General features: G+C 34.0%; 25 protein-coding genes. 12 read left to right on the top strand and 13 right to left on the bottom strand.

The features are described 5' to 3' along the window. Position 1 precedes the first annotated feature (1 nt). Positions 2-646, top strand: a complete 645-nt coding sequence (locus ED556_RS07785; RefSeq protein ID WP_296321693.1) for an alpha/beta fold hydrolase — start codon at positions 2-4, stop codon at positions 644-646. Here ED556_RS07785 and ED556_RS07780 read toward each other — a convergent pair. Further along, positions 643-1,146, bottom strand: coding sequence for a hydrolase (locus ED556_RS07780; protein ID WP_296321690.1), 504 nt, complete (start codon positions 1,144-1,146; stop codon positions 643-645). The two genes, ED556_RS07785 and ED556_RS07780, sit on opposite strands and share 4 nt — an antisense overlap. A gap of 4 nt (positions 1,147-1,150) precedes the next feature. Beyond that, on the bottom strand, positions 1,151-1,912 hold the full coding sequence (locus ED556_RS07775) for an MBL fold metallo-hydrolase (protein ID WP_296321686.1): 762 nt from the start codon (positions 1,910-1,912) through the stop codon (positions 1,151-1,153). A gap of 89 nt (positions 1,913-2,001) precedes the next feature. Between ED556_RS07775 and ED556_RS07770 the strand changes: the two genes are divergently transcribed. Further along, positions 2,002-3,453 (top strand): TonB-dependent receptor, encoded by a 1,452-nt coding sequence (locus ED556_RS07770; RefSeq protein ID WP_296321780.1) that lies wholly within the window; start codon positions 2,002-2,004, stop codon positions 3,451-3,453. A 56-nt stretch (positions 3,454-3,509) separates the two neighbouring features. On the opposite strand, the gene bcp is transcribed toward ED556_RS07770, so the two are convergent. Next, complete coding sequence (bcp, locus tag ED556_RS07765) at positions 3,510-3,965, bottom strand: thioredoxin-dependent thiol peroxidase (protein ID WP_296321683.1); 456 nt, start codon at positions 3,963-3,965, stop codon at positions 3,510-3,512. A gap of 34 nt (positions 3,966-3,999) precedes the next feature. Between bcp and nth the strand changes: the two genes are divergently transcribed. Next, complete coding sequence (gene nth / locus ED556_RS07760) at positions 4,000-4,656, top strand: endonuclease III (RefSeq protein ID WP_296321680.1); 657 nt, start codon at positions 4,000-4,002, stop codon at positions 4,654-4,656. A gap of 28 nt (positions 4,657-4,684) precedes the next feature. Here the strand turns inward: nth and ED556_RS07755 are convergent, their stop codons facing one another. Both ED556_RS07755 and ED556_RS07750 read right to left on the bottom strand, forming a co-directional pair. Then, a complete protein-coding gene (locus ED556_RS07755) occupies positions 4,685-4,828 on the bottom strand; it encodes a hypothetical protein (protein ID WP_296321677.1) in 144 nt (47 codons plus the stop codon). Between the two features lie 57 nt (positions 4,829-4,885). Beyond that, positions 4,886-5,470, bottom strand: a complete 585-nt coding sequence (locus tag ED556_RS07750) for a sigma-70 family RNA polymerase sigma factor (RefSeq protein ID WP_296321674.1) — start codon at positions 5,468-5,470, stop codon at positions 4,886-4,888. Between the two features lie 236 nt (positions 5,471-5,706). On the opposite strand from ED556_RS07750, the gene uvrA reads away from it, so the two are divergent. Continuing rightward, positions 5,707-8,496, top strand: coding sequence for an excinuclease ABC subunit UvrA (uvrA, locus tag ED556_RS07745; RefSeq protein WP_296321670.1), 2,790 nt, complete (start codon positions 5,707-5,709; stop codon positions 8,494-8,496). Positions 8,497-8,502: 6 nt separating this feature from the next. Here the strand turns inward: uvrA and ED556_RS07740 are convergent, their stop codons facing one another. The 3 genes from ED556_RS07740 to ED556_RS07730 form a co-directional block, all read right to left on the bottom strand. Next, entirely contained in the window at positions 8,503-9,009 is a 507-nt protein-coding gene (locus ED556_RS07740; RefSeq protein WP_296321668.1) for a DinB family protein, read from the bottom strand. A 61-nt stretch (positions 9,010-9,070) separates the two neighbouring features. Next, complete coding sequence (locus tag ED556_RS07735; RefSeq protein ID WP_296321665.1) at positions 9,071-9,550, bottom strand: winged helix-turn-helix transcriptional regulator; 480 nt, start codon at positions 9,548-9,550, stop codon at positions 9,071-9,073. A 72-nt stretch (positions 9,551-9,622) separates the two neighbouring features. Continuing rightward, positions 9,623-10,768, bottom strand: coding sequence for a M14 family zinc carboxypeptidase (locus tag ED556_RS07730; RefSeq protein ID WP_296321662.1), 1,146 nt, complete (start codon positions 10,766-10,768; stop codon positions 9,623-9,625). A gap of 344 nt (positions 10,769-11,112) precedes the next feature. On the opposite strand from ED556_RS07730, the gene ED556_RS07725 reads away from it, so the two are divergent. Genes ED556_RS07725 through ED556_RS07715 form a run of 3 tightly spaced genes read left to right on the top strand, consistent with a single transcriptional unit; the run spans position 11,113 to position 12,657 of the window. Beyond that, positions 11,113-11,436: a helix-turn-helix transcriptional regulator gene (locus ED556_RS07725; protein ID WP_366663744.1), complete on the top strand. Its 324-nt coding sequence runs from the start codon at positions 11,113-11,115 to the stop codon at positions 11,434-11,436. Between the two features lie 44 nt (positions 11,437-11,480). Continuing rightward, positions 11,481-11,867 carry a hypothetical protein gene (locus ED556_RS07720; RefSeq protein WP_296321657.1) on the top strand — a complete coding sequence of 129 codons (387 nt, stop codon included), beginning with the start codon at positions 11,481-11,483 and terminating at the stop codon, positions 11,865-11,867. A gap of 1 nt (position 11,868) precedes the next feature. After that, entirely contained in the window at positions 11,869-12,657 is a 789-nt protein-coding gene (locus tag ED556_RS07715; protein ID WP_296321655.1) for a TerC family protein, read from the top strand. A gap of 7 nt (positions 12,658-12,664) precedes the next feature. On the opposite strand, the gene ED556_RS07710 is transcribed toward ED556_RS07715, so the two are convergent. The 3 genes from ED556_RS07710 to ychF form a co-directional block, all read right to left on the bottom strand. After that, positions 12,665-15,367, bottom strand: coding sequence for a DNA gyrase/topoisomerase IV subunit A (locus ED556_RS07710; protein ID WP_296321652.1), 2,703 nt, complete (start codon positions 15,365-15,367; stop codon positions 12,665-12,667). Between the two features lie 102 nt (positions 15,368-15,469). Continuing rightward, complete coding sequence (locus ED556_RS07705; protein ID WP_296321649.1) at positions 15,470-17,323, bottom strand: DNA topoisomerase IV subunit B; 1,854 nt, start codon at positions 17,321-17,323, stop codon at positions 15,470-15,472. Positions 17,324-17,485: 162 nt separating this feature from the next. Then, on the bottom strand, positions 17,486-18,580 hold the full coding sequence (gene ychF, locus ED556_RS07700) for a redox-regulated ATPase YchF (RefSeq protein ID WP_296321646.1): 1,095 nt from the start codon (positions 18,578-18,580) through the stop codon (positions 17,486-17,488). 185 nt (positions 18,581-18,765) lie between these two features. On the opposite strand from ychF, the gene ED556_RS07695 reads away from it, so the two are divergent. Further along, complete coding sequence (locus ED556_RS07695; RefSeq protein ID WP_296321642.1) at positions 18,766-19,932, top strand: vWA domain-containing protein; 1,167 nt, start codon at positions 18,766-18,768, stop codon at positions 19,930-19,932. A 59-nt stretch (positions 19,933-19,991) separates the two neighbouring features. Here the strand turns inward: ED556_RS07695 and ED556_RS07690 are convergent, their stop codons facing one another. Then, positions 19,992-20,939, bottom strand: a complete 948-nt coding sequence (locus tag ED556_RS07690; RefSeq protein WP_296321639.1) for a hypothetical protein — start codon at positions 20,937-20,939, stop codon at positions 19,992-19,994. Between the two features lie 135 nt (positions 20,940-21,074). Next, the gene (locus ED556_RS07685) at positions 21,075-21,428 is read right to left on the bottom strand and encodes a 4Fe-4S dicluster domain-containing protein (protein WP_296321637.1); all 354 of its coding nucleotides are present in this window, start codon (positions 21,426-21,428) and stop codon (positions 21,075-21,077) included. Positions 21,429-21,589: 161 nt separating this feature from the next. Between ED556_RS07685 and ED556_RS07680 the strand changes: the two genes are divergently transcribed. The 4 genes from ED556_RS07680 (at position 21,590) to ED556_RS07665 (ending at position 25,500) form a co-directional block, all read left to right on the top strand. Then, positions 21,590-22,636: an acyl-CoA reductase gene (locus ED556_RS07680; protein ID WP_296321634.1), complete on the top strand. Its 1,047-nt coding sequence runs from the start codon at positions 21,590-21,592 to the stop codon at positions 22,634-22,636. A 77-nt stretch (positions 22,637-22,713) separates the two neighbouring features. Then, complete coding sequence (serC, locus tag ED556_RS07675) at positions 22,714-23,775, top strand: 3-phosphoserine/phosphohydroxythreonine transaminase (RefSeq protein WP_296321778.1); 1,062 nt, start codon at positions 22,714-22,716, stop codon at positions 23,773-23,775. A gap of 24 nt (positions 23,776-23,799) precedes the next feature. Then, a complete protein-coding gene (locus tag ED556_RS07670; protein ID WP_296321630.1) occupies positions 23,800-24,753 on the top strand; it encodes a D-2-hydroxyacid dehydrogenase in 954 nt (317 codons plus the stop codon). Positions 24,754-24,852: 99 nt separating this feature from the next. Beyond that, positions 24,853-25,500, top strand: coding sequence for a DUF937 domain-containing protein (locus ED556_RS07665; RefSeq protein ID WP_296321628.1), 648 nt, complete (start codon positions 24,853-24,855; stop codon positions 25,498-25,500). The last annotated feature ends 16 nt before the right edge of the window (positions 25,501-25,516 follow it).

Here is a 25,516-nt window from a genome sequence, read left to right as displayed (position 1 = left end):
AATGGCACATCTCCACTATATAAAGCGTCCATCGACGCTGAACACTAATGCACCATTACTAATAATGTGTCACGGCTATGGAAGTGACGAAAATGATTTGTTTTCTTTTCAGTCAGAGCTTCCAGATGAGTTATTCATTATTTCTGTAAAAGCACCTTATCAACTTCAACCTTACGGCAATGCGTGGTATGCTATTCATTTTGATGCTGAGCAAGGTAAATGGAGCGACAATGAACAGGCGATTCTGTCTAGAGATTTATTGGCTAACTTTATAGATTATGCTTGTGGCGCGTACCCTGTAAACCCTGATAATGTTACACTTTTAGGATTTAGCCAAGGTACTATCCTAAGTTATTCTGTAGCACTTACCTACCCTGAAAAAGTGAAGAATATTGTTGCATTAAGTGGTTATATCAATGAAGATATTATTCCAAATGATTTAGAAAAGTCTAGTTATAACCATCTTGATATTTACTGTTCGCATGGAACTGTAGATCAAGTCATTCCTGTAGATTGGGCTAGAAAAACTAAACCATTCTTGGACCGATTAGATATTGCAAACACTTACAGTGAATTCCCTGTAGGTCATGGTGTTGCTCCTCAAAATTTTTACGATTTTAAAGCTTGGCTCGATAAACGCATTTAGTTAATTGGATATAAGAAATAATCCGTAAGCTTATAGGTAATTTCGCCGACTTCATTTACCTCGTAATTAATAAAAAGCTCTCCCCAATGCTTACCATCTGTAAAATTGGTGAGTATCCATTTATGATTGAGCACTTGAATGTAGTCAATCACAATTTTAGATTCTGTCATTGAAGCATAAGGCACTATCGGGTGATCTATACCTTTGTATGCATTCATTTCTAGTAATCCATCTTTTAACTTTGGCAGCAAGGTTTCAATATTAAAACCTTGATTTTCAAAATAAGTTAAAGCTTCTTCATTACCATCTATAGTAAAATAAGATAGCTCTTGTGTTTTATCAGACATCATACGTAGGTCTTCTTCCGCTTTAAGCTGCTTACTCTTATAGGTCTTAATATCTTTTTCATACTTATCGATTATGTTTTTCGAGTTCACATATTGAAATATGATTAATAAAACCGAAAAAATAAATAGATACATAAAAATTCTATTCTTCATAATATTATATAGTGATTTGAAGGTTATCGTATGCTAAATAAACGTTATCTGGAAGCATTTCTTGCACCTCGTCATGAAATCCTAAAAGATGACTTATATGGGTTAAATACGCACGCTTTGGGTTAATTTTCTTTATAAAAGCTAAAGCCTCTTCTAAATTAAAATGTGAGACATGTGGCTCAATTCGTAAGGCGTTTACAACTAATACATCTAGATTTTTAAGTTTAGTTTGTTCATGCTCAGGTACAGTTTTCATATCTGTGAGATATGCAAAATCTTTAAATCTATACCCATAAACTTGCAATGCGTTATGAAATCCTTCAACAGGAACGACTTCAATATCTCCAATTTCAAAAGGATTACCATCGATATAGTGTTCATTTACACTTGGAGCGCCAGGGTATTTATTTTCTGTTTCAAAAATATAAGAAAACGTACGTTCTAAAGCCTTAATAACACGCTCATGAGCATAGATATCTATATTGCCTTGCCTAAAAAAAAACGGCCGTATATCGTCCAAACCCATGACATGGTCAGCGTGTTCATGAGTAAAAATAATGCCATCAACTTTTTTGCATTGTGCCCTTAGCATTTGCTGCCTAAAATCTGGACCACAATCAATAACATAACTGTAATCATCCCATTCAATTAATACAGAAACCCTAAGGCGTTTATCCTTCGGATTATTGCTTAAACAAACAGGATGAGTGCTTCCTATAATTGGAATCCCTTGTGATGTACCAGTGCCAAGAAACGTGACTTTCAAAGGTGTTAAGTTTATAACAAAAATAAGCTTATTTTTTTGTTTGCTTCACTAAAATAGTACCTTTGCTTATAAGTCATTTACAAGCTATTATGGAAGAAATTACTTATGATGGGGATATTAAAATTGAAAATATTCCATCGTTAAAAGACAAAGCACTTCGCATTAATTTAAATAAAGATATTTATGGCACATTTGCCGAAATTGGAGCAGGTCAAGAAACTGTAAGACAATTTTTTAGAGCTGGCGGTGCATCTGGTACCATTGCGAAAACAATGTCCGCTTATGACAAAGACTTTAGTGATGCTATCTATGGTATTGAAGATGATAAACGCTACGTTACTGAAGCTAGACTTCGTAAAATGCTTAATCATGAGGTAAATCTTATCGAGCAACGTATTGGAAGAGAAAAACAACCTGATAAGATTTTCTTTACATATGCTAATACTGTAGCGACTATAGATTTTGCTAAAAAATACAAGGGACATGGTTGGGTAGGAATTAAATACCAAGTACAACCAAATCAAGAGTATAACGAGATCGTACTTCATATTAGATTTAAAGAAAATGATGCACGACTTCAGCAGGAGACACTTGGTGTTTTAGGAACTAACTTAATTTATGGTGCTTTTTACAAGTATAACGAGCCTAAGAAATTACTTCGCTATTTGTATGACCACTTAGACAAAGACCAACTAGAAATTGATACGATTAATTTTTCTGGCCCTGTTTTTAAGGATGTCGACAACCGATTAATGAGCCTACAATTGGTTAAAAATGGTATGACAGACGCCGTAATGTTTGCTCCTGATGGTAATAACGTACTTCCTGCCCGTGTGCTCTATAAGAAAAATATACTAGCCTTAAGAGGTAGCTTTAGACCTGTAACTAAGGTAAATATGGACATGTTTGAGAAATCTTACGAGATGTACATAAAAGAAAATAAAGTCGATAAAGAAAAGACTCAAGTAATTTTTGAAATTACGCTATCTAACTTGCGCGCTGAAGGTGAAATTGACGAGCAAGATTTTATGGATAGAGCACGACTATTATGTTCTTTAGGTCAAACTGTATTAATCTCAAATTTTAAAGAATACTATCGTCTAGTCGAATATTTCTCGCAATATTCTAAAAGCAGAATGGGATTAGCCATGGGTGTAAATAACTTAGTAGACATTTTTGACGAGAAATACTATCGTCACTTAAGTGGAGGTATCTTAGAAGCTTTTGGTAAGCTATTCTACAAGGACTTACGAGTATACTTATACCCAATGGAAAATGAAGATGGCACAGTTACTACAAGTGAAAACCTTAAGGTGCACCCAAGAATGAAAGAGCTTTACAAGTTCTTTAAATACAATGGAAAAGTAGTAGATATCACTGATTATGAAAAATCTATATTATCTATTTTCTCACGTAAGGTGCTTGCTAAGATTGCTGCAGGAGAATCAGGCTGGGAAGAAATGCTACCAGAAGGTGTAGCTAAACTGATTAAAGAAAAGAGTCTATTTGGTTGCGAATCTGAAGAAGTGATGCATAAATAAACTAGACGTAATAGAATTATAATTAAAAAAAATGCGACCAACTCGGTCGCATTTTTTTATGCATTCAATATCTGATCGGAGTGAATCTTTGCTTTTACTTTATCTATAACCCTTTCTACTACTCCATCTTCATTTACAATAAATGTTATTCTATGAATACCGTCAAATTCACGTCCCATGAATTTCTTAGGTCCCCAAACACCAAAAGCATTAATGACTTCTTTTTCTGTATCTGCCAATAATGGATAAGGAAAATCAAATTTATTTTTAAAATTAGATTGACGCTTTTCAGAATCTGCACTAACACCTAAAATCTCATACCCAGCATCTTGAAGAGCTTTGTAATTTTCACCTAAGTTACATGCTTCAACTGTACACGTAGGCGTATTTGCTTTAGGGTAGAAAAACACCACTAATTTTTTTCCTTTATAATCAGATAACGATACCGTATTTCCATCTTGATCATTAACTGTAAAATTTGGTACTTTATCACCTGCTTTTAATGTGTTCATATTGTTTAAATTTGTTTTTGCAAAAATACAATCAATGACCAAGCAAGAAAAGGTAGATTTTGTTATTTCTACGTTAAAAAGACTTTATCCAGAAATTCCTATTCCATTAGATCATAAAGACCCATATACACTGCTAATAGCTGTACTTATGTCTGCGCAAAGTACAGATGTAAGAGTAAATCAGATAACCCCATTACTTTTTGCTAAAGCAGATAATCCATATGATATGGTAAAACTAAATGTTGAGGAAATACGTGAGATTATAAAACCTGTAGGTTTATCTCCAATGAAAAGTAAAGGTATTTATGGTCTATCTCACATACTAATAGATAAACATAATGGAAAAGTTCCTAAAACCTACGAAGAATTAGAAGCTTTGCCAGCTGTAGGCCATAAAACAGCTGCTGTTGTAATGTCTCAAGCGTTTGGAATTCCAGCATTTCCGGTAGATACGCATATACATCGTCTAATGTATCGTTGGAATTTAACCAATGGTAAAAATGTTGTGCAGACAGAAAAAGATGCTAAACGCTTATTTCCTGAAGACTTGTGGAACGATTTACACCTTCAAATTATATGGTATGGACGTGAATATTCTCCTGCAAGAGGGTGGAATTTAGAAAAAGACATCATCACAAAAACGATTGGGAGAAAATCTGTTTTAGACGATTATTATATGAAGAAAAAATAAAACCCTGATAAAAATCAGGGTTTAATAACTAATTCAGAAGCGCTTCAAACTTCATTTTTTTATAACAATTAACACGTAAAGCCTTAGAATAATTCAGCAGAAAATCTACTGTTTCTTTTTTTGGGTTAAGCTGAATTTTTTTGGGGTTACAGTCAGAGTAAATTTTTGCCATTAGCGTTATTTTAGGTTTATTACAACTGTATAACGCAAAAAAATACACTTTATTATATTAGTTTGTTAAAACGATATTATGTTGCTCAATTACTTTACGCAAATTAATGAGTGCGTAACGCATTCTTCCTAATGCCGTGTTAATACTAACACCAGTTCGTTCGGATATTTCTTTAAAACTCATATCTTGATACATACGCATCACTAATACTTGCTTTTGGTCTTCAGGTAGTTCCTGAATTATTCGTCTTACATCAGATTCGACCTGGTTTTTAATAATGCTCTTTTCGGCATTTAAAGCGGAGTCACTTAGCACGGAAAATATGCTAAACTCTCCAGCATTATCAAATTTTGGCATTCTGCTATTTCTTCTAAAATGGTCAATTACTAAGTTATGAGCAATACGCATTACCCAAGGTAAAAACTTGCCTTCTTCATTATACTTTCCTAGTTTCAACGTTTTAATAACCTTGATAAATGTATCCTGAAATACATCTTCCGTTATATCTCTATCAAAAACTTTTGAATAGATAAAACTGTAAATTTTTTGCTTGTGCCTATTTATCAATACTGATAATGCACTCTCATCTCCATTAAGATAATTTTTGACCAACACTGCGTCTTGAATGAGTATCTTCTTCATAATAAGTACTTTAAGTAGTAAAGACAATGCCTTACTTTCGGGGTTTCTAGCTTTTCTTAAAGTAATATTATGCTATACGCAGTTGCTTTTTATTGAATAATTAAGTATCAAATAAACAAGAATCATTCCGAAAAAACAAAATTTCACCTTAAATTTTAACATTTAATCTGATATATATTCACTTTTAGCTATGAAATTCTTGTGGTATCTTTGCAAAACTTTTTAGCCAAAATTAAATGCAAACCACCGATTTAGAAGTCAATCCTAAAGAAAATATCATCATAAAAGGTGCTAAGCTGCACAACCTTAAAGATGTTGATGTAGTTATCCCAAGAAATAAATTAGTGGTTATTACTGGGCTATCAGGTTCGGGTAAATCGAGCCTAGCATTCGACACGCTTTATGCAGAAGGACAAAGGCGCTATGTAGAGAGCTTAAGTAGTTATGCGCGTCAGTTTTTAGGGCGGCTTAATAAACCAAAAGTAGATTATATAAAAGGTATTGCACCTGCAATAGCTATTGAACAAAAAGTAAATTCTACAAACCCTAGATCTACTGTTGGTACTACAACAGAGATTTACGATTATCTTAAACTTTTATTTGCAAGAATTGGCAAGACCTACTCTCCTATTTCTGGTGAATTAGTAAAAAAACACAGAACAACAGATGTTATAGATTATATTAAAACATTTGATGACCGTTCTAAATTATTATTACTATCACCTATTATTTTAGAAGAAGATAGAACACTAGAAAATAAGCTTCAAACACTGCTTCAGCAAGGATATTCGAGAATTAAAGTAGATGATAATGTATTAAGAATTGACGATGCTTTAGAGGTCAATTATGACAAAGGCAAAAAAGTGTATTTGGTTGTTGATAGAATTATAACCAAAACTGATGAAGACTTTTTTAATAGGCTGGCCGATGCTATCGAAACTGCTTTTTTTGAAGGTGTTGGTTCTTGTATTATTGAGTCATTAGACGATAAAAAACATAAGGTATTCAATAATAAGTTTGAACTTGATGATATGAGTTTTCTCGAACCCAACGCACATCTTTTCAGTTTTAACAATCCTTATGGCGCATGCCCTAAATGTGAAGGTTATGGAGATATTATTGGGATAGATTCAGATTTAGTAATACCAAATACTTCACTATCGATCTATGAAAATGCAATTTTTCCTTGGCGCGGCGAAAGCATGAGCTGGTATAGAGATCAACTTGTGAATAACTCACACAAATTCGATTTTCCGGTTCACAAACCTTATTTTGAACTCTCTGAGGAGCACAAAGCCTTAATATGGTCCGGGAATGAATATTTCGATGGTTTGGATAGTTTTTTTGCTGAGCTTGAGTCTAAAGCTTACAAAATTCAAAATCGCGTAATGCTATCACGCTATCGTGGTAAAACCAAATGTAATGTATGTAAGGGTAAACGTCTACGAAAAGAAGCCGGATATGTAAAACTCAATGGTAAAACCATAACAGATTTAGTAGACCTACCTTTAAATGAATTGTCAGATTTCTTTAATAATCTCGAATTAAGTGATCATGATACTAAAATTGCAAAGCGCTTATTAAAAGAAATCAACACAAGATTAGAGTTCTTATCTAATGTGGGACTTGACTACCTAACCTTAAATAGAAGGTCAAATACATTATCTGGTGGTGAAAGTCAACGGATTAATTTAGCGACATCATTAGGTAGTAGTTTGGTAGGTTCAATGTATATCTTAGATGAACCAAGTATAGGTCTACATCCAAAAGATACAGAGCGACTAATTAATGTACTAAAGTCATTAAGAGATCTGGGCAATACAGTCATAGTAGTAGAACATGATGAAGATATCATGAAAGCTGCTGATGAGATTATAGATATTGGCCCTGAAGCAGGAACTTTTGGAGGTGAAATTGTTGCTACAGGAACCTATAACGATATTTTAGTTTCCAGTACACTTACCGCAGGATATCTTAATGGTAATTTGGAAATAGAATTACCAGAAAAACGACGAACATCTAAGTATTATGTTGAAGTTGTCGGAGCCAGAGAGCACAATCTAAAAAACATAGATGTAAAATTACCACTTAATATGCTTACGGTGGTTACGGGAGTATCAGGAAGTGGAAAAAGTACGCTTATTAAAAAGCTACTTTATCCAGCCATACAAAAGAAGCTCACGGGATTTGGGGACAAGCCTGGACAGTTTACCGAGCTCAAAGGCAATTTCCAATCTATTGAGAATGTTGAGTTTGTAGATCAAAATCCTATTGGTCGATCGTCACGCTCAAACCCTGTGACTTATATTAAAGCTTATGATGATATTAGAGCATTGTTTTCGTCCCAAAAACTCAGCAAAATAAGAAACTATCAAGCAAAACACTTTAGTTTTAATGTTGATGGTGGACGTTGTGAAACCTGTAAAGGCGAAGGCGAAGTAACAATAGAAATGCAGTTTATGGCAGATGTTCATCTCACCTGCGATACTTGTAATGGCAAACGATTTAAGAAAGAAGTTTTAGAAGTAAAGTTTGAAAATAAGTCTATTGATGATATTTTGAATATGACTATTGATAATGCCGTTGATTTCTTTGCGGATCATAAACAAACCAAAATCGAAAAGAAACTTCAGCCTTTAAAGGATGTTGGATTAGGATACGTAACACTTGGCCAATCCTCTTCTACGCTTTCAGGTGGTGAAGCACAACGTATTAAGCTTGCGTCATTTTTAGGAAAAGGTTCCAAAGGTGAAAAGACCTTGTTTATATTTGATGAACCTACAACAGGACTACATTTTCACGATATCAAAAAACTGTTGAAATCGTTTCAATCTTTAATTGAAATTGGCCATTCTATAATAGTTATAGAGCATAATATTGATTTAATTAAATGTGCAGATCATATTATTGATCTTGGACCAGAAGGCGGAAAAAATGGTGGAACCTTAATGGCAAGTGGTACACCAGAAGCTATTGTAGCCAATAATAATTCTATTACTGGAAAATACTTAAAAGATAAGCTGTAATCTTTTCTAAAGATATCGCTCTTTTATGACATTAATATGATGATTCTCATGGCCCGTGATAATATAGCCTAATGCCCTAACTGACACATTAGAATTACTCGCCGTTCCAATTGACTGCATTTGTTTATCCGAAAATGACTGGAATAATGATATGTTTGCTTTTCTCGTAGTTGTGAATTCTTCTAACAACCTCTCTAAACTTCTATCAGAAGCTTTACCTGCTTCAACATAACCATTTTGTTCAAAACCAGCCAAATTGGTTTTGTCTTGCCTTGAAATTCGCAAAGCGCGATAGGCGAAAATACGTTCAGCGTCAATACAATGCAGCAAAATATCTTTAATAGTCCATTTGCCTTCAGCATAAGCATAATCTAACTTATGAGCTGGAATTGAATTATAAAATTCAACAACATGCTTCAAATTATATTCTAAGCCTTCAACAATATCATCGTTAGCCGTTAGATTGATATATGGTAAATAATAAGGATGGTATTCGTTTTCTAATAAATTCATGATACGAAATTAAAAAAGCCTTAGCAGAAACTAAGGCTTTATATATACTATTTATAAACTATTATAGTTCGTTGAATATAGTGTGCATTAAACGCTTTTTGTCATTAATGCTTTCCTCTAAAGAAATCATAGTCTCTGTTCTGTAAATACCATCAATATCGTCTAATTGAAAGATAATATCCTTAGCGTGCATGGTATCTTTTGCTCTAATCTTACAGAAGATATTAAACTTTCCTGTAGTAATATGAGCAACTGTTACATAAGGTATTTCATGAATTCTTTCTAATACAAACTTAGTCTGAGACGTGTTTTGTAAAAATACACCTACGTAAGCAATAAAAGAATATCCTAATTTTTTATAATCAAGGGTTAGTGAAGAGCCTTTGATAATACCTGCTTCTTCCATTTTTTTAACACGTACATGAACCGTACCAGCAGAAATCAATAATTTTTTTGCTATATCTGTAAATGGAATACGCGTATTGTCAATAAGCATATCCAAAATTTGGTGATCAATCTCGTCTAATTTAAACTTTGCCATCTTCTGATTTGTTGAATTAAATGCAAAAATACGACATTTTCCTTGAAGAAAAACAAGTAAAAATCGAAAACATTACACTTTTATCAATATTTTGCTAAAATTTAACACTACGAAATCGATTTCGTTAGCAACTTTTAACGGCAATTTATTTTCATCCAGTACTTCTTTACCTTCTGCATCAATTTCTCGGTGCCCATAAAAACCATCCAAATTTTCAATTTTTTCTACAATTGGTAAAAATGTAATCCCATCATCTATTAAAACCTCTTTAAACTGAATTGCAATATCCTGAATATCACCGTCTGAATTTACCTTCGCATTTCTAATTATGATATCGAAAAAGTTCTTCTTATTCTCAGGGCTATTAAAATACCATTCATAATTGTCAATTTCTAGGCCTTGAGCTATGTAATTGATACCGTAGAATAAAGCTTTAAACACATATTCTCTGGTTTTTTCGCGATTATAATCATCTTTATAATGACCGGCTTCATATAATACGGTTGGTGAACCTAATGACTGGAAGGTATCTCCTACGCAGTTAATGTTAAATCCATCATCATATCTGCCAATGGCGTTAGGCAAATCATTTTGGAGTTGTTTATTAATATGTCCAATGATTGCCATTGCTACTTTACGTGTAGTTGTAACAGTTCTGGCACTATCAACTGAAGGTGATAAAAACGACAACGTTGCGGAATTGCCCGTATTACCAGCTCCAAATAGGGTACGTTGTCCATGGAGGTTAAAACAATAATTCGGTTGAAATCTATTAAAACACTCTCGCAATACTTTACTCTCTGGTTGCGATAAATCCTGTGCATCACGGTTTAAATCAACTTTGTTAGCATTGACTCTAGTATACATTTGGGCTCCATCAGGATTTAAAATCGGTAATATGAGCAATGTACATGTATTTAAAATTTGCTGTAGCTCATCAATATGGGTTAAAAAAGCATTTAGCAAATCAAAAATTGCTTTTGTAGTGGTAGATTCATTACCGTGCATTTGAGACCAAAGCAAAATTTTCGTTTTTCCATTGCCAATTTTGATAGAATGAATTGGTCTATTCTCAACAGAAAATCCCTCAACCTTAACCTGAGATATTAAATTATACTTATCTAATATCACCTCAATATCAGAGTTGGTAATATAGCGTCCAAATAAAGATTGTTCTTTACAAGACGTGTATAAATCTGACAACAATTGTAATGTCATAAATCCAATTTAAAAAACAAAGGTATACAATTGTAAATTTACATTTGTAAACATATGAATTGGATGCAATTGTTACAATCCTAAACAAATTTAGGTACAATTGTGATGAAGATTTCAACGTCTTTACAGAATTGAATTTATAATTAATTTTGTATTATACAAATATTTGTTAATCAATTATTTATATATTATTACATAAACTATAAGTTTTATATTTTAAAACTAAATATTCGAATTTTATTCTAATATCGAACAACTATTGTTACATTTGTAACGTATATTTTTAAAAATCGCTGTTTACAATGATAAACACTTCAGAATTTACAATTCGTTTACAAAAAGTCATGAATTTCTATAGCGAAACTTCATCAAGTTTTGCTGAAAAAATTGGTGTACAGCGTTCTAGTATTTCACATCTTTTATCTGGCAGAAATAAGCCAAGTTTAGATTTTATCATGAAGGTACTTCATGCCTACCCCGAAGTAGATTTGTATTGGCTAATGAATGGTAAAGGTGAATTTCCAAAAATTGAAGCTCAAGAAAAAACTGAAATTAAAAACTCACCCGTAGCTCCAATTTTAAAATCCGAAAAATCATCTCAATCTAAAGACATAGAAAAAATTATCATTTTTTATAAGGACGGTAGTTTTGAAAGTTATCAGAATTAAACTTTGTAATTCCCTATTTTTGTAAGCAATTTCAAGAAAGAATTATGAAACGTGTCCTCCTATTAGGTTTTCTTTTAATTATGACAAGCTGTTATAACGTTGAGCGTAATTGCAAAGCATACAAAACTGGGGAATTTAAATTCTCTTATACTATTGATGGAAAGCAAAAAACGGGAACTTTTGTAAGAACTGAGGACTATAGTATTGACTATTTTGATGGAAAGGTCGATTCTTCTAGTGTACGCTGGATAAACGACTGCGAGTTTATTCTCAAAAAAATTAACCCAAAGAACACATCTGAAGATGATGCTATCCACATGAAGATTCTTTCAACCACTGATACTTCTTATACTTTTGAGTATAAATTAGCAATTAAAAAGCTTAACAAGCCAACTCGTGTAGAAAAAGGAATAGCTTATAGAATTAAATAATATGTTAGAGTTTTTACTTTCAGCAGATGCCATTTTTGCCCTATTAACACTTACATTCCTCGAGATAATTCTGGGAATAGACAACATCGTATTTATTTCTATCGTTGCTAATAAGTTACCAGAGCATCAAAGAAGTAGAGCCACGAATATTGGACTTATTCTTGCCATGGTGCAGCGTATTATATTATTGTTCTTTGTATCATTCTTAGTTGGGCTGAAAGAACCTTTTTATTCTCTTGAAAATTCTTGGATAGAGCTTCATATGAGCTGGCAAGCAGTTATTCTGTTTGCAGGTGGATTGTTTTTAATATATAAAAGTACATCCGAAATACGTGAAAAAGTTGAATCTCCAAAACATGACGAAGATGAAACTAAATCTAAAGCTGTAAAAAGCTTATCGCAGGCTATTACTCAAATCCTTATTATAGATTTTATCTTCTCTGTAGATTCTATACTCACAGCAATTGGTATGACAAATGGGTTACACCCAAATCCAAATTATAGCTTGGTTTTAATGATAATAGCCGTAGTCATTTCTATAATAATTATGATAGCATTTGCGAACCCAATTCGCCGATTTATAGACGATCATCCAAGTATGCAAATTCTTGGTTTAGCATTTTTAATCCTAATTGGTTTTATGCTAATTACTGAAGCTGCTCACCTATCTCACACACAATTTATTGGAAACGAAGTCGGTGCGATACCAAAAGGATACTTGTATTTTGCTATAGCGTTCTCACTATTTGTAGAATTTTTGAACTATAGAATTTCCAAAAGAAAGAAGTAATATTTACTTAGAATAATGTGACTTGACCTTTATCATCTACATCTAAGTCTTCATCAGAATCCTGTTCTGGCTTTGAATCTGACTTTGGTGTTGGATCTAAATCTACTTTAATTTCTCCTTCTAGAGGTTGCTCATCGTTGGTTTTAATAACTTCTTCATCAACCACATCTAATTCATCTGCATGCACCTCTTTTGGTGGGTCAAATGGTAATGGATCTAATAAATTGATTTGGTTTATTTTATCTTTTGTCAATTGATTGCCAAGGGCATTAATCCCTTTAACCGCAATAAATTCTTCAAGATTAACTTCGAGATTAGGTTTACGGTCTTTACCTCTTACTTTAGTAAATTCAACATCAGCCATTGGGCGCCAATCTGTAGAAACAATTTCTAATTGTGAGTCTTGATGTTCAGAAATAAATGTTTCTTCACGTCCTTCGTTTTCAATTAAAAAACGTTTTACGTAATAACGTTCTTTATCTCCATCGTAATAGATTGCAGAAATAGGCTTTTTAGGGACCCATTTTTCTAGAACAATCATATCAGAGTCAAAATGTGTTGTCAATTCAGGAATGATAGTCTTTACAACACCAGATTGTTTAATAACTAATAAACGATCTTCACCTCTAAATTCGCCAATTAATTCACCTCGTGCATCAACATTTAGACGCTGAACTGTATCGTCAAACCATATTTTACGGGGTTTAAGCGTAGAAACACCTTTTTCCTTTAACTCTACACGTTTTATTGAATACTTAGTGACCAAATTTCCTTTCGAAGCGCGTCCTTTGATAAGAATATCAGCAAAATCAATATCCCATTTAAGTTTTTTAATACTTCCTACTTGGCGTAATAATACCGTGACTACTTCAGCCTCACCATTAGGATTAGCAGAAAAATACCAAACTACGGAACTTTTATTGCCATTGGTTAAATCGTATTCTCTATCGCGTGTAATGGAAGTAACTGCAAATCGTTTAACATACGAAGCGCCACCTTTGCCATCTCGATAAATCATGTTGTAGATGGTACGTTTGTCTTTCTTTTTAAAGACAGCAACATGAATAATATTTTTACCAATAAACGTTTTAGAGTTAACCTTTGTAACCATCATCTTACCATCTTTGGTAAAAGCAATGATGTCGTCAATATCGCTACAATCGCAAACATACTCGTCTCTACGAAGTGAAGTACCAATAAATCCTTCTTCGCGATTTACATAAAGTTTTGTATTACGAATTACAACTTTGGTTGCATCTACATCATCAAAAATGCGAATTTCTGTCTTACGCTCTTTTCCTTCTCCATAATCCTTTTTTAAACGTGTAAAATACGCTATAGCATAATCAATTAGATTTGCTAAATGGTGCTTAACTTCTGCTATTTGCTCTTCGAGTGCTTCAATTTTCTGTTGTGCCTTATCAATATCAAATTTTGAAATACGTTTAATTCTAATCTCAGTCAAACGCGTGATATCATCAACAGTAATTGCTCTCTTCAAGTGCTTAATATGTGGCTTTAGACCTTTATCAATTGCATTGATAACACCATCCCAAGTTTCTTCTTCTTCAATATCTCGGTAAATACGATTTTCGATAAAAATGCGCTCTAAAGATGCAAAATGCCATTGTTCTTCCAGTTCACCTAATTTAATCTCAAGTTCATTCTTTAGAAGCTGAACTGTATTGTCAGTAGAACGGCGGAGCATTTCAGAAACCCCAATAAACAATGGTTTGTTGTCTTCGATAACACAACCTAATGGAGAAATTGAAACTTCACAATTCGTAAATGCATATAGTGCATCTATAGTCTTATCTGGTGAAATACCTGATGGTAAATGCACAAGGATTTCGACTTCTGCAGCTGTATTATCTTCAATCTTCTTAATCTTAATTTTACCCTTATCATTGGCTTTTAAGATCGAATCAATTAGTGAAGAGGTAGTGGTATTAAACGGAATCTCAGTAATAACAAGTGTGTTTTTACTATGGTGAGATATTTTAGCCCTTACCCTAACCTTTCCACCGCGATTACCATCATTATAATTAGTAAAATCTGCGATACCAGCGGTTGGAAAATCAGGCAGAATAGTAAATCGTTTTCCTTTTAAATGCTTAATGGAAGCATCAATAAGTTCAATAAAATTATGAGGTAATATTTTTGTTGACAACCCTACAGCAATTCCTTCTCCGCCTTGAGCTAATAATAGCGGGAACATTACTGGTAAATTGATAGGCTCTTTTCGGCGACCATCATATGAAGCCTGCCACTCAGTAATCTTAGGGTTATAAACCACGTCTAAAGCAAACTTTGAAAGTCTGGCTTCTATATAACGTGACGCTGCTGCTCTATCTCCAGTAAGTATATTTCCCCAGTTTCCTTGAGTGTCTATTAATAAATCTTTCTGACCTATTTGCACCATTGCATCTGCAATACTTGCATCACCATGAGGATGATATTGCATTGTATGCCCAACAATGTTAGCTACCTTATTGTAACGCCCATCATCTAAGTCTTTCATTGAATGCATGATACGGCGTTGCACAGGCTTAAAACCGTCTTCAATAGCAGGTACAGCACGTTCTAAGATTACATAAGACGCGTAATCTAAAAACCAATCTTTGTACATACCAGTCACCTTGGTTATGGTTTCTTGGGGCTCCTGAGATTCGTTATTAATATTATCTAATTCTTCGTGTTCTTCGCTCATTCTCTATTTTGTAATGCTGAATTAAATCAGCATCTCATTCTTATATATTTTAAACAATGTTAGATTCTGAAACAAGTTCAGAATGACAAGTTTTAAATTTAATTAGTGTTCAACAACGTCTAGTTCAACTTTAAGATTATTAATAATAAACTCTTGACGTGATGGTGTGTTTTTACCCATATAAAAGGACAATAATTCTTCAATTGACATGTCTTTATCTAGCATTACCGGATCTAAACGCATATCATCTCCAATGAAATATTTAAATTCATCGGGAGAAATTTCACCCAAACCTTTAAATCGAGTAATCTCTGGTTTTGGCTTTAATTTTTCTATGGCATTACGACGCTCTTCATCTGTATAACAGTAAATCGTTTCCTTTTTATTTCTTACTCTGAATAAAGGCGTTTGAAGAATATACAAGTGACCTTCTTTTATAACCTCAGGGAAAAATTGTAAAAAGAACGTAATTAACAACAAACGGATATGCATACCATCAACATCGGCATCAGTTGCAATTACAATGTTGTTATAGCGCAAATCCTCAATAGATTCCTCAATATTTAATGCCGCTTGTAGAAGGTTAAATTCTTCATTTTCATAAACAATTTTCTTACTTAATCCATAGGAGTTCAAAGGTTTTCCTTTTAAGCTAAATACAGCTTGGGTATTAACATCTCTCGACTTAGTAATACTACCTGAGGCAGAATCACCCTCAGTAATAAACAAGGTTGTTTCAAGATTACGCTCATTTTTAGTATCTCCAAAATGGACTCTGCAATCGCGGAGCTTCTTGTTATGAAGACTTGCCTTTTTAGCACGATCTTTGGCTAATTTTCGTATTCCAGATAGCTCCTTACGCTCGCGCTCAGCTTGTAAAATTTTACGCTGAATAGCTTCTGCTGTATCTGGATTTTTGTGTAAAAAATTATCTAACTGACGTTTTACAAAATCATTAATGTAAGTACGTACAGTTGGTAAATCGCCACCCATATCTGTAGAACCTAGCTTAGTTTTTGTTTGACTTTCAAAAACAGGTTCCATGACCTTGATAGCTATTGCTGAAACTATTGACTTACGAATATCTGAGGCATCGTAAGTTTTTCCGTAATACTCTCTTATCGTTTTTACAACTGCTTCTCTGTATGCTGCTAAATGCGTACCACCTTGAGTTGTATTCTGACCATTAACAAACGAATGGTATTCTTCACTATATTGAGTCTTACTATGTGTTAGTGCTAACTCAATATCATTGCCTCGTAAATGAATTATTGGATATAATAAATCAGATTCGTTTATAGTCTCTGAAAGCAAATCTTTAAGACCATTTTCGCTGTAAAATTTTTCTCCGTTAAAAACTATGGTTAAGCCTGGATTAAGGTATACATAGTTTTTAAGCATTTTAATTACATATTCATTTCTGAATTTATAGTTCTTAAAGATAGATTCGTCTGGCACAAAAGACACTTTAGTACCTTTTCTGCGTGTTGTTTCGTCTAGAAAATCTTTATTAGTAAGCTCACCAAATTCGAACTCTGCTGATGCAGATTTGCCATCTCTAGTTGATTCAACTCTAAAATAGGTCGAAAGCGCATTTACAGCTTTAGTACCAACACCATTAAGGCCAACAGACTTTTTAAAAGCTTTGGTGTCGTACTTACCACCGGTATTCATTTTAGAAACTACATCAACCACCTTACCTAATGGAATTCCTCGGCCATAATCACGTACAATAACTTTATTGCCTTGAATGGAAACCTCAATGGTTTTCCCAGCACCCATTACATACTCATCAATAGAGTTATCAAGTACTTCTTTAATTAAAATGTAAATCCCATCATCTGCTGAAGATCCATCACCAAGTTTACCAATGTACATACCAGGTCGCATTCGGATGTGTTCTTTCCAATCGAGCGAGCGTATATTATCTTCAGTATACTTGGTCTGTTCAGCCATAAAATAAGATGTTTGAGGTCGGATGGCTAATATAGCATACTAACTTAAAAAATGAAACAGCAGTAACACAAAGTAATTAACAATAACTGTAGATTATTGTTGAAAAACTTTAGCCTGAATATTAAGAACTAATAAATCGAATTTTGAATCTGCAAAAGTAGTTTACACATTAAACAAGAAATGCATTACATCACCATCCTTTACGATGTAATTTTTTCCTTCAACGCGCATTTTACCTGCTTCTTTAACTTTTGCTTCGCTTCCTAATGATACATAATCATCATAAGCGATTACCTCAGCACGAATAAAGCCTTTTTCAAAATCAGTGTGAATTACACCTGCAGCTTGTGGTCCAGTAGCTCCGACAGAGACTGTCCAAGCCCTAACCTCTTTCTGCCCAGCAGTAAAATAGGTTTGCTGATTTAATAATTTGTAAGCTGCACGAATCAACTTAGCTGAACCTGGTTCGTCAAGTCCTATATCTTGTAAGAACATTTGGCGTTCTTCGTAATCATCGAGCTCATTGATATCTGCTTCAGTACCTACTGCAAGTACTAAAACCTCAGCATTTTCCTCAGCAACAGCTTTACGTACATTTTCCACATAAGTGTTACCAGTGGTTGCTGAACCTTCATCAACATTGCACACATACATTACGGGTTTGTCTGTTATGCATTGTAACGGTTTTACATAATCTGCATAATCTTCATCTGAAAACTCTAAAGCTCTTACTGATGTCCCAGCTTCCAAACCTGCTTTAATGGTATTAAGAACAGCTTCCTCTGCTTGCGCCTCTTTATTACCTGTTTTGGCAGCACGCTTAACTTTATCAAGCTTTTTCTCTACAGTTTCAAGGTCTTTTAACTGTAGTTCCATATCAATAGTTTCTTTATCCCTAATGGGGTCAACAGAACCATCGACATGTACTATATTATCATTATCAAAACAACGCAAGACATGAAGAATAGCATCAGTTTCACGAATATTTGCTAAAAATTGATTTCCTAATCCTTCACCTTTACTAGCACCTTTAACTAAACCAGCAATGTCAACTATTTCTACTGTTGCAGGTATTACTTTCTCCGGATTAACAAGCTCTTCTAATTTAGACAACCTTGGATCAGGAACATTAACCACACCAATATTAGGCTCAATAGTACAAAACGGAAAATTTGCACTTTGCGCTTTAGCATTAGATAAACAGTTAAACAAGGTTGATTTTCCTACGTTTGGTAATCCTACGATTCCGGCTTTCATATCACTTAATTTTTAGCGATTGCAAATGTAGTTAATTAGAATAAATAAATATTGAAATTATAAATGCAAAAAGTCACTCATTCATTACCATAGTTTACTCATTAGGATTCTTTGTTTACTCAATATTGATTTTTATTTAGTGGACTCAATTTTAGATTAGCTCAAAATTCATCAAATCAAAAAATATGAAAACAAAGATTTCGATTCTTATCCTGGGAATCATATTCCTTAATTGCAAGAAAAATTTAAGTACAAAAGACATAGACACAGATAATGTTGCTATCGTTTTAGAAACCAAGGCACTTCATCCAACAAAAAATGCAGAAATAGTATTTTGCCTTGATGCTACAGGTAGCATGAGTGGTTTAATTGGTACAGCCAAAGAAAAAATTTGGGATATCGTTAGTGAATTGGCACAAGACGGTGATATCGACACCCTAAAAATGGGTATGGTATTTTATCGAGATCGTGGCGATGATTTTGTCACAAAACAAATTGCCATGACTACAGATCTTGATGAGGCTTATACAGAACTTTTAGAAATTAACGCCGCTGGTGGTGGCGATTCACCAGAAAGTGTTAATCAAGGACTGCATGAAGCCATAACTCAAATGCAATGGTCAACAGATAAAAAAACCTATAGAACCATCTTTGTTGTTGGCGACTGTCCACCACATATGGACTATCAAGATGATGTAAAATATACTAAAAGCTGTAGGCTAGCTGCAGAAAAAGGAATTACTATCAATACGATTAAATTAGGCAATGCCTGTCGTGAGGCAATTCCACACTTTAAAAATATGGCATCGTGTACTAATGGCGAATTTTTAATGCTAGACCAAGATGCTCAAGACTATGCCATTGCCACGCCTTATGACGACGACATAAATCGCTTGTCGCGAAATATTGACGATACTCGTATGTATTATGGGACTCAAAGCGAAAGAACCCTTAATTACAGTAAAAAAGCTAAGTCGATGGCTGTCTATGAAAGTGGTTCAGCAACAGCTAATAGCGCGCGTGCTGAATACAAACAGAGTAAAGCTGGGCAAAAAGTACTCTATGGTTATCAAGAAATAGTAAGTGATTACGATAAAGGTGATTTTAAAATAGAAGATATTGAAGATGATAAGCTTCCTGATAATTTAAAAGGTAAAACTCTAGAGGAAAAAGAAGCCATTGTGAAGAACCTGTCACAAAAACGTAAAGTAGACAATGCCAAGTTAAAGGAATTGCTCAAGAAAAAACGAGCGTATATTCAACAAAAAACAGCTGATGAAAACGGTAGATTATCATTTAGCAAAGAGGTTTTGAAAGTCATGAAAAAGCAGGCAAACAAGAAAGCACTTTAAAAACCATAAAAACAACCCAAGCAGAAATGCTTGGGTTGTTTGTTTTAATTAAGATTCTCTCAAGGTCTCGCTAAAATAGCATCAGTATATCTGTAAATACCAAAGCCTTTTATATTCAGGTAGGCTTTATTCGTAATATCTGTACTCGCATCGTAGTCATTAAACCATTCAACGTAAGCATCTTCAAACTCATTATTCATTCCTGTTGTAGAGAAATAATCCCAAATTTCTGGAGAAGCCGATGTTTGATTTACATTGAAGAGAATAACAATATTCACTTCTTTATTCAACTCCATACCTGCTTGAGACAATAAATTAAGTTTGTTAACTATTGAATTCTCTGCTGTAGAACTAGATAGTTCCCAGGCATCTGTATGATAATTCGTCAAAAATATTTCATCATGATGCGTTACTAACTCTTTAGCAATAGTAAGACTTGGTGGCAATCCTGGGTCTTTTATTTTACCAATATAAAACTGACGAGTAACTCCAGGATTTAGAGGTACAGTTTCTCCAGGTGGTGGTGTAAATTTTAAGTCATTGACTTTATCAATCCATGGCGCATAATTTGATGCGTAGTCCATGCCTGAATTCCAGAATTCTATTTCACTAAGTATGCCGTCTGGTCTACTATCTCTTCGTCCATCATGGTAATGTTCAATTTCAGTAAAGGAATCTCCAAATCCAGCAGAAATAAAAGAAACTCTAAGATAAGGCATTGCATCGTGCGCCTTATCTACAAAAATCCGCAGATCATTATCCAAACCATCTCCGAGTGCAGCACCTATATTATATAGATAAACATCGGTAAAATCATTGACATCTATCCAATCTATTAAATTGTCTTCTAAAACTGAATTTCCTAAAATTCCGGCAGTATAAAAATCATTAATATAAATGCCACGATGTTGAGCAAGAAGGCCAAGAGAAATGGTATCGTCATCATCATCGCAATTAAATGCCATGATACAAAAGAAGCAAAGTATAATTTTGAAAAACCTTTTCATAAGCTAGTGATTTGATTTTCAAAAATTTATCATCACTAATTTAAGGATTATTTTTTATTAGCTAATTACTTACAAATTAGACATAAAAAAACCCAAGCAATAACTTGGGTTTGGATGAAATATATAGCTTGATTTTTAATCTTCAGGATGCATAAAGCGTTGCTTTGCAAGCAACTCTTCTTCAGTTTCTACAATGTCCTCATCTGGCACACAGCAGTCAACGGGGCAAACTTCAGCACATTGTGGCTCTTCATGGAAGCCCATACATTCTGTACACTTATCTGGTGCAATGTAGTAGTACTCATCACTAATAGGGACTTGAGGTTCATCTGCATCTACTTCGTTACCATTTGGTAATACAATGTTACCTGTTAAACTCGTACCATCTTTATAACGCCAATCGTCGGCACCTTCGTAAATGGCTGTATTTGGGCATTCCGGCTCGCATGCACCGCAATTTATACATTCGTCTGTGATTATAATTGCCATAGTTTTTAATCTTTTAATCTGGGGTAGATCGTTTTCATTTGGTCAGATTTAATTCGCAAATCATAGTCATTTATCAAAATCAAACCTTTTCTTGCTCATTTCGTTTCCGTAATTTTGCAGATGCAAAAATAAAGCCAAAACCATTTATTACCAAACCATGTATGGAATTACAACAAAGAGTTAACGCTTTTGTAAAATTGGGCAACTTTTTAAGTCAGTTTACACCTTCACCAAAAGAAGCTGATATAGATAAAAGTCTAATCGATGGATTTAAACATCAGTTGAAGTTAGCTGAGGAATCTAATGGTTGGTTTACAAAGAAGAATCTTGCCTTTGCCTTGCAATCTTGGGCAGATAATCTATCGGAAAAAAATTTAACTATTTGGACTAGTAATTACAGTTTTACAAACATCGATACTAAAAACATAGCCATAATTATGGCAGGTAATATACCCTTAGTAGGTTTTCATGATTTTTTAAGCGTTCTATTATCTGGTCATAAAGTGTTGGTGAAACAATCTTCTAACGACAAGCACCTTCTTCCCTTTTTATCAAAATATTTGGAGTTTGTTGAGCCGGGCTTTAAAGGGAAAATAAAATTTACTGAAGAAAAACTTACAGATTTTGATGCTGTTATTGCTACAGGTAGTAATAATACTGCACGATATTTTGAATATTACTTCAAAGACAAACCGGCTATAATACGAAAGAATCGAAACTCGATAGCTGTACTTACTGGTGATGAATCGCAAGAAGACTTAGAAGCCCTATCCGATGATATTTTTAGATACTACGGTTTGGGTTGCAGAAACGTTTCAAAACTTTACGTCCCTAATGGTTATAACTTTGATGAATTTTTTAAGGCCATTTTTAAGTGGAAAGACATTATTAACGAAACAAAGTATGCCAATAATTACGATTACAACAAGGCGGTGTATTTAATGAGTGAGTTCGATATGTTAGAGAATGGTTTCCTAATGATAAAAGAAGATAAAAGTTTTGGTTCCCCCATTGCTACGCTTTTCTATGAATACTACAATAGTGTTGAGGAACTTCAAACACTTCTTAAAACTCAAGAAGATAATATACAATGTGTAGTAGCTAATGGCTTTTTAGCTGATGAAATTTTATTTGGAGCATCTCAAAACCCTCAATTATGGAATTATGCGGATAATGTCGATACTGTTGATTTCTTGTTGAAATTATAGCCTAAAAATTATCAATTTCTTAATGGTAATTTCTTTTATAATCGTCACCTTTGCAGAGGTTAAATTAATACACCATGATTAAAAAACACAACTTTAGTGCAGGACCATGTGTGCTGCCAAAATCAGTAATGCAAAAAGCATCAGAAGCACTTTTAGATTTTGATAATGGTTTATCTCTAATCGAAATATCACATCGTAGTAAACCATTTGTTGACGTGATGGAAAAAGCGCGCTCTTTGGCTTTAGAACTGCTAGGTTTAGAAGGTAAAGGTTATAAGGCTTTATTTCTTCAAGGTGGCGCAAGTACTCAGTTTTTAATGGTTGCGCTTAATATGTTAGAGAAACGTGCTGGATATCTTAATACTGGTACATGGAGTTCTAAATCAATAAAGGAAGCTAGAATCTATGATGACATTTACGAGGTAGCTTCATCAGAAAGTGGTGGTTTTAACTATATTCCTAAAGGATACGAAATCCCTGAAGATTACGATTACTTCCATTGTACATCCAACAATACAATCTTTGGAACTCAGATAAAGAATTTCCCAAAATCACCAATACCAATGGTATGTGATATGAGTAGCGATATCTTCTCTAGAACTTTAGATTTTACCCAGTTTGATTTAATCTACGCTGGGGCTCAAAAAAACATGGGACCGGCTGGAACAACACTAGTTGTGGTTAAAGAAGATATTCTTGGTAAGGTATCGCGAAAAATTCCATCAATGATGGATTATAAAGTTCATATAGGTAAAGGCAGTATGTTTAATACACCACCAGTTTTTGCAGTATATGTATCTATGCTTACGATGCAATGGTTAAAAGATTTAGGTGGAATTAAAGCCATTGAAGAAGAGAATGAGAAAAAAGCGCGTTTAATCTATTCTGAAATTGATTTAAATCCACTTTTCAAAGGATATTCAGTTAAGGAAGACCGTTCTTTCATGAACGCTACTTTTACATTAGAAAATGAAAATCTAAAGGAAACTTTTGATGCCATGTGGAAAGAGGCAGGAATTAATGGTCTTAATGGACATAGAAGTGTTGGTGGTTATAGAGCTTCAATGTATAATGCCTTGTCATTAGATAGTGTTAAGGTATTAGTTGAGGTGATGAGTGAATTAGAAAGTAAAGCGTAACAAAAAAAATAGAATAAAATATATATGAAAGTTTTAGCAAACGATGGTGTTTCTCAAAGTGGTATTGATGCGCTAGAAGCGGCAGGTTTTGAGGTATCTACAACTACTGTCGCACAAGAACAACTCCAGAATTACATAAACGACAAAGATATTAGTGTACTTTTAGTACGAAGTGCTACAAAGGTTAGAAAAGATATTATAGATAACTGCCCAGGTTTGAAAATAATTGGACGCGGTGGTGTTGGTATGGATAACATTGATGTTGAATATGCAAGAGAAAAAGGACTACACGTTATAAATACACCTGCCGCATCTTCGCATTCTGTAGCAGAACTAGTATTTGGTCATTTTTATGGTTTAGCAAGATTTCTACATAACTCAAACAGAGATATGCCACTTGAAGGCGATAGCAATTTCAAAAAACTTAAGAAAGCGTATGCTAAAGGCACAGAGCTAAAAGGTAAAACGCTTGGAGTTATTGGTTTTGGACGAATCGGCCAAGCAACAGCAAAGGTTGCTATTGGTGCTGGGATGAAGGTTGTTGCTTTTGATCCATTTATAGAAAATACTACGCTGGAGTTGGACTTTTTTGATGGTCAAAAATTAAGTTTCGATATCACTACGATTTCAAAGGAAGACGTTTTAAAACAGGCAGATTTTTTAACATTGCATGTTCCTGCCCAGAAAGATTATATTATTGATGACGCTGAATTAAATCAAATGAAAGACGGCGTAATCATTGCAAATGCAGCTCGTGGTGGCGTGATTAACGAGGTTGCACTTGTAAAAGCAATTGAAAGCGGTAAAGTTGCAAGAGCGGCGTTGGATGTGTTTGAAAAAGAGCCGCAGCCAGAAATTCAATTACTTATGAATCCTGCATTGTCATTAACACCACATACAGGCGCAGCCACTAGTGAAGCACAAGATAGAATTGGTGTAGAATTGGCAACACAAATAATTGATATTTTAAAAAATTAAGTTTTTTGTGACTTTTTTAGAACAATAGAGTCCTAATATATGTTAGGACTTTTTTTGTACCTTTCAATTAGAAATTTATAACCTTAATTTAAACAAACAATGGCAGGAATTTTCGACTTATTAAACAGTGATTTAGGTAAAACCATTATAAGTGGTGTATCTGGTTCTACAGGGACAGACCAAAATAAAACGAGTAGTGTATTAACAATGGCTTTACCAGTATTAATGAAAGCCATGGAGCGCAATGCTTCTACTCCTCAGGGAGCACAAGGATTAATAGGTGCTTTAAATGGTAAGCATGATGGTAGTATCTTAGACAATTTAGGAGATTTGTTTAATGGTGGCGTTAATGATGATGTAAAAATTGATGGTGGAAAAATTCTTGGTCATGTTTTAGGAAATAGACAAGGTGGTGTTGAGCAAGTCATTGGTCAAAAAGCTGGTATAGATGCCGGTTCAGTGGGTAATATACTAAAAATTGCTGCACCAATATTAATGGGGATTTTGGGTAAACAAGCACGCCAAACTAATGTAAGTTCTCAAAGTGATCTTGGTGGATTATTAGGTGGATTGTTAGGCGGAGCTAGTCAAAGCGGTGCAGTAACTAAAGAACAAACCTTTTTAGAGCAAGTATTAGACTCAGACGGAGATGGAAGTGTAATTGATGATGTTGCGGGTATGGTATTAGGAGGATCTAAGAAAAAAGGTGGATTAGGCGGATTACTAGGTGGATTATTCGGAAGATAGTTTACATCTCATACAT

The organism is Winogradskyella sp. (assembly GCF_003712105.1).
Classification (GTDB): Bacteria; Bacteroidota; Bacteroidia; order Flavobacteriales; family Flavobacteriaceae; genus Winogradskyella.
Note: the sequence above shows the minus strand (reverse complement) of the source record. Positions and strands in the feature narration are given on the sequence as shown.